The following is an 8,747-nucleotide window of genomic DNA, read 5'->3' as shown; positions in this document are numbered from 1 at the left end:
GAAAAAGATAAAAGTATTTGTTTTGCATGGACATCATTTATTAAGCTGTTTTTTTTGCCTCTACCTATAAAGATAGAAGACTAGGTAAAATCAACATTAATGTGAGTGTCCACACAAATTGCATGATAACTAATTGTTAAAGAATGTTAACGACTGAGTAATCTAAGTAAATCTTAATTAATCAAGTGGTTAACTTAAGTTAAATCGCATTCGTTTAACTTCGTTGCCCTGGGTGACTGTTAGGCCTTGCCCGAAGCGAGATGCGCATTCTACGCGTCTCAGTTTTGATGTCAACGTTTTATTTAATTTAATTTGAAGTTTTTTCAAACTTTCAAAATAAAGCGTTTTAAAACGTTAAGTTAACTGTTTAGCTCTTATAAAGAGGAGTTAACTGTTCAAAACGTTCGTTTGGGTTGCCCCTTGGAACTGGATGCGCATTCTAGACAGTTTAATAAAATGATCAAGTAGTATTTTTAATAATTTATTTGTTCGAACATTTATTGAACTAAACGTGCATTAATCGGACTAAATCTTTAGTTGCATCTTATGCTTCTGTATAAATACACAGGAGATTTATACTATTCATTAGTATATGTTATCTCTCTACTTATATAAGAATTAACAAAGTTAGCCGCTGAATTAACATTATCTATACTATAACGAGAGCATAAATGAGATTTTTTTTATTATATTCGCTTCTTTGTTGTATTAGTACAAATGTGTTTGCGAAGGATTACGCAGTAGATAAACAGGAAGTATTGATCACTCAATTACTAAAACAACAAGTTAAACAACACATTTCCATTCAACACAGTGTCAGTGCAATATTAAAACGCTATCCAGAGAAAGTTGATCCTGTCCTTAAATCAGCATTACATCTATACCCAAATAGATATAAACAAATTATGCTTGGAGCAATTAGAGCTGAACCTGCTTTGGTCTGTGATGTTGTAGAGAGCGTTATTCAAGCAAATGTTGCACCAAACGAAAAGATTATTGAAATAGCTATTAACGCTGAACCTGCTTATGCTAGAGAAATAGTTAAAGTAGCAGCGGATCATAATCCCGAAAGTATTGCAGGTCTTGTACGAGTAGCAATTATCACTGAACCTTTCGTCGCTGAAAGTGTTATGGATGATTCGATGCTAAGTTACCCAGAAAAAATGTTAGATATATTAACTGCTGCAATCAGTGCTATTCCTGAACAAGTTTCCAATTTGGTAACTGACACTTTAACCTTGTTCCCTGATGACGCTGACAGTGTTGTTAGTACCGCAGTTAGCCATAGTGAAGCACATTATTCTAGAGATATAGTTAATGCGGCAATTAATTCAGGTATTAGTGAGGACTCTGCGATCGCAGCTGCGATAACAGGTGGCGCAAATAAAGAGACCTTCGCAAAACATTAATATTATATTATTTACGTATATTTTATCTACGCTATCTCTTTATATAAAAAATTCAGATAGCGTAATAACAATCACTTTATAAATACCAATTAAAACGACTTTACACAGCTGAGTAAATGTTCACGCTCTTTATTGCTTAGCTTCATAAAGTCTAATTTATACTCCTCAACTTCCCCACCATGCCCAATTATAAGTTCTGAAAATATAATTTCTGAAAAGTTCAGAGTTTAGACCGGTTGTAACTAAAGCTTGTCCAGTACCCCTTGCCAATGTCCAATAAAATTCCCGCTGTTTCATGCCAAACCCGTTGTATTAATGTTGCTTTATTCTAGTGTCTAACAGTAATTAAATACTGGGTAGGTTTATGTAGATCAGTTCTTCAACGTACAGGAACATATATATGCCCATTTTTATCGAAAGATTTTCAGTGTGTTGATACTTAACCTGTAACTTTTCAACAATGACTTCGCTACCTGCTTTTTTATGTGAAGGTATCACATTATGAGCTGCCAGATCTTGCTTAGTGATTGCCGTATTCGCAGCAAAAACATTTAGACTAAAAAACAATAAAGTTCCAGAAAAAGTAAACCTATTTTAAATATAAACTCCATAACGCAAATAATAATAATCATTTAGCGCAATGATTAATCATTAATTACCTTAATCACCGAAGTTACAAGAAAAATAAAAACATAATTTACGTTAACTATTGAATAAACAAAGTTTTAGGCACATTAAATGCTTGAGGTGTAATAAAGTGTTAACAAAATTTCTTGTTCATGTGTATAATTCGAACAAATCCAAAAGCTTGTGACTATGAAAGTGTTCATAAGTAATGCTTTACCCTAAGTACTATGTATATGGGATTAAGCAAAATAATAATGGATATTTCCTAAAGCTTTCGCTTTATGGATCTATATTGTTTTAATAAATTTTTACAGGTTAAGTAAATGAAAATTATGTTTATTGTGCTAGCAGTTTGCTTAGCTATTTTTATTTTATACTTCTTATTTAATAGTTACTTTCTCAAAGAGAACAAGATCAACAACGCACTAAATGTAAAGTCTAGAAAAGATGCTGTAAAGTTTTTGTTTTTAGGCTTATTGATGGTGCCCGCTTTAGGATTTGCCGTTAACAGCCATATGGACGAAATGATCGCAGTAGAAAAAGGCTATCAAACATTTGAAAAAATGAAGGCTGTGGTAAAAAAGGCGGAAAGTTATGGTTTATCACTTGAGGAATATGAAGCAGTAATGGTAAAAGCCAAAATAGCTGGCTTTAATGATTATACCAAATATAAAAACGATTTATTAGCTAAAGAAAATGGCTATGAAAACTTTCAGCTGTACAATATTGATTTACAATTTGCCAGAAGTTATGGATTCCCACTTTCTGTATATAAAACGGCTAAGGCAGAATCTGACGCATTAAATTATGAGTATTTTGATGATTACTTGATTTATAAAGAACAATCAGGTTTAGCAAATAAAGTCGGCTTGATTGCCGATCTATCTGGTAACTTCACCATAGAAAATGTTCCTCTGGGTATAAAAAGAGAACAATTATCTGGCTTAATTAACGATTGTAAAATCGATAAAATTCCTGCTTATAATTTTCCTGCAACTAAAACATTAGCGCCAAGAAACCAAGCGTATGTTAATCACTTTTTCCCTGCAACAAAAGACACGTCGAGCGGTTTTGGTTTAACAGCTTATAGTCTTAACTTTTCAGTGATGCCAGGACTTGATTTACAGGCTATTTCTAAATATGAAATGAAATGTGAAACCAGTCGATACGATCTTTGGTTTTTAAATTCAGACGACACTTTAGTTATGTATGAAAAATCTATTGATTTACCTCAACAAGGTTATGCTGCAACTCTTGTGCAAATTGAGACAATTTTAGCTGATAAGTGCGATGGTGAAATTACCGTAGGATTAGAAATGTCATTCACAGAAAATGGCGAAAGAGATATTAAAAATTTCTATTGTAAAAACTTTCAAGATTATATCTTAGCTACCATAGTCGACGGCCCAATAATTACAGGTGTCAGACAAGATCCTGCCATTAACATTGGTTATTTAAATGATCGTTTATGGAAAAAATATATTAATGACTTACATGCGGTTAAGAGTAAAAAGCTCAACTCTGAAAGATCAAAAGTAAAGGATGAGCAAAGTATAATGGAAGATAGAATTTAGTCACCTTTGCCAGTACATTGTCCGTTAACATAGCATAGCTGCATACATACTCAACTAGGGGCTGAACTAAGTAAGCCCTTAGTTATTTTAGTTCCCCCCTAATAGTAATTTAACCTAATTTTAATCCCACCTATCAATACTTGCCCCATCAAAAATTGCACCACTATGGCGCATTTCACTTAAAACTAGTGCGCTAATTAAAATCACACACCGAAGAAAAAACAGTCAAATAAAATTAAAAGTTAATTAATAACAACAAGTTAAAACCTAATATATAAATAATAATAAAATGGCATAAGAGTTGATAGTAATAGACTAGTTAATATTTATTTAGGGTGCTACTTATGCTTTCAGATTTTATTCAACAACACAAATTACCAGAAAACTTTAAACGCACAACCGAGCAATATTACCAACCACTTGCAAACCGAATATTTAATCAATTTAAAGAAAAAGGTGATACCTACTTTGTTGGTATTAATGGTTGTCAAGGCAGCGGAAAATCAACCATGACTGACTTTATTGCTGAATACTTAACGACAGAGTATCAACTTAATGTTGTCGTTATCTCTCTCGATGACTTTTATTTTTCGAGTAAAAAACGTCAGAAATTAGCCGATAAAGTCCATCCTTTGCTAGCAACAAGAGGTGTTCCTGGTACTCATGATATAGCAGCAATGAGCAAAGTATTAAATCAATTAACTGCTCACCAAACAGGTTTTGTTATTCCAAAATTTAATAAAGCAACAGATGAACCATTTCCAAAAGAAGAGTGGCAACTCGTAACTCAGTCTGTTGATATTATTTTATTAGAAGGTTGGTGTTGGGGGGTTAGTCCACAAAATGAGAAACAACTAGAAGCGCCTATTAATGAACTTGAATTACAACATGATAAACAAGGAAAATGGCGAAACTACGTTAACCAACAACTTAAAACTAGTTATGCCCCTTTATATGAAAAAATGGATTTTTGGTTAGCACTTCAAGCTCCTTCTTTTGATTGTGTATACAAATGGCGTCTAGAGCAGGAACAAAAACTCGAAACAAAAAATAAAGGGTTAGCGAATTCAAAAATTATGTCTCCCGAAGAAATACTAAATTTCACTCAGTATTTTCAACGATTGAGTGTGCAAGGCTGTAATACCATCTCACACTCAGCAGATGAAATATTTCACTTAGATTATGAACGTAACATTACCGACACTCCTATAGCAGAAACAGTATGAGTACGATAAAAAAAATAGTCTTTAGTGATTTAGATGGCACCTTACTCGACCACTTCACTTATGAATCTATTGCGGCTGCAAAAACACTACAGCAATTAAAAAATGTTGATATCCCTGTCATATTAAACACGAGTAAAACATTAGCTGAAACAGAAGTAATTAGACGAGAGTTGCAACTTACAACGCCTTTTATTATCGAAAATGGCGCTGCGGTTTATATGCCTGTCGATACTTTTGATACGCAGCCTCCCGACACCGTTACCATTGGTAACTATTGGGTAAAATCCTTCTGTCTGCCTATACAGTATTGGCTCGATTTATTATCTGAACATGCCACGGAATTTACATCTTTATTTCAAGGCTTCTCAACATTATCTGACTTAAAACTTTCACAACTTACCGGTTTATCTATCGAAGAAGCACAACGAGCAAAACAGAGACAATATGGTGAACCCGTTCAATGGCTAAGTGATGGATTAGCAAAAAGTGCATTTATTGAACATATGATTGATCTAGGTGCGAATATTACTCAAGGTGGCAGGTTTCTCCATGTTGGCGGTTATTGCGATAAAGGCCAAGCGTTAATTTGGTTAGCTGAACAATATCGTGAACAAGAGGTGAATAATTCGCTATGTACTATAGCTCTCGGCGATGGAGAAAATGACACTGCAATGTTAGAAGTTGCTGATATCGCAGTACAAGTTCGATCTCCAGTACATTCATTTCCTACTTTACATCGTCAAGAAATGACGCTGCAAACCAAACAGTTTGGCCCTTTAGGATGGGCTGAAGCCATTCAAATTATTTTAGCAAATCAATTACTTTCACATTAATTTTACACAGAGGTAAACATGGCTGATTTTTATCAAAACGGAACTGTAACCACTTTACATAACTTAGCTCAACGTGATCCCGCAGACATGGCCGATGAATTATTAGCCTTTTCAAAAACACGCTCACTTGGACTTATTCTACCTTCTTTATTTTCTGAATTAGAAGGCAAAGCTTTACCCGATATTATTAATAAATTGAAAGAAGTTAAGTACTTATCGGAAATAGTGATTGGTTTAGACCGAGCAGATTTAAACCAATATCAGCACGCGCTATCTTTTTTTTCTCAATTGCCACAGCATCACCGAGTATTGTGGAATGATGGTCCTAGACTGCAAGCCATCGATGCAAAATTACAAGCATTAGGCTTGGCCCCTAAAGAATTAGGTAAAGGACGAAACGTTTGGTATTGCATGGGATACATTTTAGCCTCTGGCAAAGCTGAGTCCATTGCTCTACATGACTGTGATATTTTAACTTATGAACGAGAGCTGCTCGATAGGCTTCTCTACCCGGTTGCCAATCCCTTATTTAATTATGAGTTCTCTAAAGGTTTCTATGCTCGTGTCGCAGGAGGGAAAATTAATGGTCGTGTTTCTCGATTATTAGTAACACCTTTGATTAAGGCGCTGAAAAAAACAGTAGGTCATTGTGATTATTTAGAATATATGGATAGTTTTTTATACCCACTAGCTGGCGAGTTTTCTTTTCGTCGAGATGTATTAAACGATATACGTATTCCGAGTGATTGGGGGCTTGAAATAGGTGTACTATCTGAGATGTATCGCAACTACTCTCCAAATAGATTATGCCAAGTAGATATAGCCGCTACCTACGATCATAAACACCAAGATTTATCGTTAGATAATACTGAAGGCGGATTATCAAAAATGTCGATCGATATTAGTAAAGCTTTTATCCGTAAACTTGCTACACAAGGCGAAACCTTCACAGTAGAAAAGTTTAGGACATTAAAAGCAACTTACTATCGCATTGCACTAGATTATGTAGAAACCTATAGAAATGACGCGATGATAAATGGTCTTAACCTCGATATTCATAACGAAGAAAAAGCAGTAGAAATGTTCGCTCAGAATATATTAACCGCCGGCAATGTTTTTTTAGAGCAGCCGATGGATACTCCTTTCATCCCTTCTTGGAATAGAGTAGTTAGCGCAATCCCTGATATATTATCTCAGCTTAAAGAAGCAGTAGAGTTAGACAATGATGAATTTCGTCAATCTTTGAAATAAAAGGTGAACTATGACAATGCAGATTAATCAACTAAAGCAAAAACTAACTCAGCAACTGTCAACGATTTATCAAGATGTAAGCCTTGATAAATCGTATGAAAATATTGCACAGTCTCTAATTGATATCATACAATTACCAGATGATTTTATCACTCCAAAGCCTTTCACTAACCATTGGTCAGAAGAAGATATTGTTTTAATTACTTATGGCGACAGTATTATTACTGACGATCAAGCGCCACTTACTACATTAAAAACATTTTTAGATCACACTTTTGAAAACACCATAAACAGCGTTCATATTTTACCTTTTTTCCCTTATAGCTCTGACGATGGCTTTGCTGTTATCGACTATTCCTCTGTCAATGAATCGTTAGGCTCTTGGCAAGACATAAAAGCAATAAGCAGTCGTTATCATTTAATGTCTGATCTTGTCATTAATCATTGTTCAAGTCGAAGTGCATGGTTTGACAACTTTATTAAAGGTGAAGGCCAAGGACATGACTTTTTCTTTACTGCTCTGCCTGATGATAAGTTATCAGAGGTTGTTCGTCCACGTACCTCCCCCTTACTTAAAGAAGTACAAACAGGTAACGGGAAAAAATTTGTCTGGTGTACGTTTAGCCATGACCAAGTTGACTTTGACTTTCGCAATCCAGAAGTTTTAAAAGCATTCATCACAATTATCAAACAATATCTTGATGCCGGTGTAAAAATATTTCGTTTAGATGCCATCGCCTTTTTATGGAAAGTGACTGGAACGTCTAGCATCAACCTGCCACAAACCCATGAAGTTGTAAGATTACTCAGGACACTCATTGAGTCAGTTGAGCCAAAAGCTATAATTATTACTGAAACAAATATTCCCAATACACAGAATTTAACTTACTTTGGCAATGCCAATGAAGCTCATGGCATTTATAACTTTTCATTACCTCCCTTGCTCTTAAACACCTTGTTAACAGGTAATTGTTTGTATTTAAAACGATGGCTAATGAGTATGCCTCCTCCACAAGATGGCACTATGTACTTTAACTTTCTTGCCTCTCATGATGGCATTGGTCTGCGCCCTGTAGAAGGTTTACTCAGTGATATTGAGGTTGATAACCTTGTCCAAACCATAGAATATTTTGGAGGTAAAATTTCATGGCGCACATCAGACACTGGTGAGCAAAAGCCATACGAAATGAATATTTCACTTTTCGACGCAATGCAAGGTACTGTTAATGGTAAAGATCAGTGGAATTTTGAACGCTTTATTTGTGCACACAGCATTATGTTTGCTTTAGAAGGAATACCAGGGATTTATATTCATAGTATGCTTGGCACACAAAATGATTATCAAAAGCTTGCCAATACCCACCATAATCGCTCTATTAACAGGCACAGGTGGCATGCAGATGCTTTAGAAAAAGCGCTCGATGATAAAAAACTACACCACGGTAAAGTACTATCTACGTTAAAATCATTATTGAAAATAAGAATTAAACAAGCCGCATTCCACCCAAATGCAACACAATTTACGTTACACCTAGGCTTACAACTCTTTGGTTTTTGGCGGCAAAGTAAAAATAGAAAACAAAGCATTTTTTGTGTCAGTAATGTTACTGATCAAGCAGTTAAGTTACCATTAAGTGAACTTAACTTAATTGTTACAGAGTCTTGGCTAGAACTTATTAGCAACAATAAAATAACCAACCTTACACAAGAGATTATATTAACTCCTTATCAAACAGTGTGGATATCAAACATATAATATAGCGGGAAAAGTAATTTTATTAATCAAACAGTTACCGCGACTTAGTTTACAGGGCTAGGTTTAATTTA

The 8,747-nt window shown here is 34.7% G+C and carries 7 protein-coding genes; 6 read left to right on the top strand and 1 reads right to left on the bottom strand.

Annotated features, from left to right (window positions below; translation table 11 throughout):
* Window positions 1-671: 671 nt before the first annotated feature.
* On the top strand, window positions 672-1,409 hold the full coding sequence (locus AC27G3_RS17125) for a FliH/SctL family protein (protein WP_487123678.1): 738 nt from the start codon (window positions 672-674) through the stop codon (window positions 1,407-1,409).
* A 345-nt stretch (window positions 1,410-1,754) separates the two neighbouring features.
* On the opposite strand, the gene AC27G3_RS17120 is transcribed toward AC27G3_RS17125, so the two are convergent.
* The gene (locus tag AC27G3_RS17120; protein ID WP_487123676.1) at window positions 1,755-1,976 is read right to left on the bottom strand and encodes a hypothetical protein; all 222 of its coding nucleotides are present in this window, start codon (window positions 1,974-1,976) and stop codon (window positions 1,755-1,757) included.
* A gap of 383 nt (window positions 1,977-2,359) precedes the next feature.
* Between AC27G3_RS17120 and AC27G3_RS17115 the strand changes: the two genes are divergently transcribed.
* From AC27G3_RS17115 to AC27G3_RS17095, 5 genes are all read left to right on the top strand, one after another.
* Complete coding sequence (locus AC27G3_RS17115) at window positions 2,360-3,610, top strand: hypothetical protein (protein ID WP_487123674.1); 1,251 nt, start codon at window positions 2,360-2,362, stop codon at window positions 3,608-3,610.
* A gap of 344 nt (window positions 3,611-3,954) precedes the next feature.
* Window positions 3,955-4,836 carry a kinase gene (locus tag AC27G3_RS17110; RefSeq protein WP_487123672.1) on the top strand — a complete coding sequence of 294 codons (882 nt, stop codon included), beginning with the start codon at window positions 3,955-3,957 and terminating at the stop codon, window positions 4,834-4,836.
* On the top strand, window positions 4,833-5,669 hold the full coding sequence (locus AC27G3_RS17105; RefSeq protein WP_487123670.1) for an HAD-IIB family hydrolase: 837 nt from the start codon (window positions 4,833-4,835) through the stop codon (window positions 5,667-5,669). The genes AC27G3_RS17110 and AC27G3_RS17105 overlap by 4 nt, the downstream gene beginning before the upstream one ends.
* An 18-nt stretch (window positions 5,670-5,687) precedes the next feature.
* Window positions 5,688-6,920, top strand: coding sequence for a glycosyltransferase family protein (locus AC27G3_RS17100; protein WP_487123668.1), 1,233 nt, complete (start codon window positions 5,688-5,690; stop codon window positions 6,918-6,920).
* 16 nt (window positions 6,921-6,936) lie between these two features.
* The gene (locus AC27G3_RS17095; protein ID WP_487123684.1) at window positions 6,937-8,676 is read left to right on the top strand and encodes an alpha-amylase family glycosyl hydrolase; all 1,740 of its coding nucleotides are present in this window, start codon (window positions 6,937-6,939) and stop codon (window positions 8,674-8,676) included.
* Window positions 8,677-8,747: the final 71 nt, after the last annotated feature.

This window comes from Colwellia sp. SU-HH01217, assembly GCF_057543495.1.
Note: the sequence above shows the minus strand (reverse complement) of the source record. Positions and strands in the feature narration are given on the sequence as shown.

What these genes read in the sequence shown, in the direction of transcription:
- AC27G3_RS17115 (WP_487123674.1), top strand. Translation starts at nt 2,360, where the DNA reads ATGAAAATTATGTTTATTGTGCTAGCAGTTTGCTTAGCTATTTTTATT.
- AC27G3_RS17095 (WP_487123684.1), top strand. Translation starts at nt 6,937, where the DNA reads ATGCAGATTAATCAACTAAAGCAAAAACTAACTCAGCAACTGTCAACG.
- AC27G3_RS17105 (WP_487123670.1), top strand. Translation starts at nt 4,833, where the DNA reads ATGAGTACGATAAAAAAAATAGTCTTTAGTGATTTAGATGGCACCTTA.
- AC27G3_RS17100 (WP_487123668.1), top strand. Translation starts at nt 5,688, where the DNA reads ATGGCTGATTTTTATCAAAACGGAACTGTAACCACTTTACATAACTTA.
- AC27G3_RS17110 (WP_487123672.1), top strand. Translation starts at nt 3,955, where the DNA reads ATGCTTTCAGATTTTATTCAACAACACAAATTACCAGAAAACTTTAAA.
- AC27G3_RS17125 (WP_487123678.1), top strand. Translation starts at nt 672, where the DNA reads ATGAGATTTTTTTTATTATATTCGCTTCTTTGTTGTATTAGTACAAAT.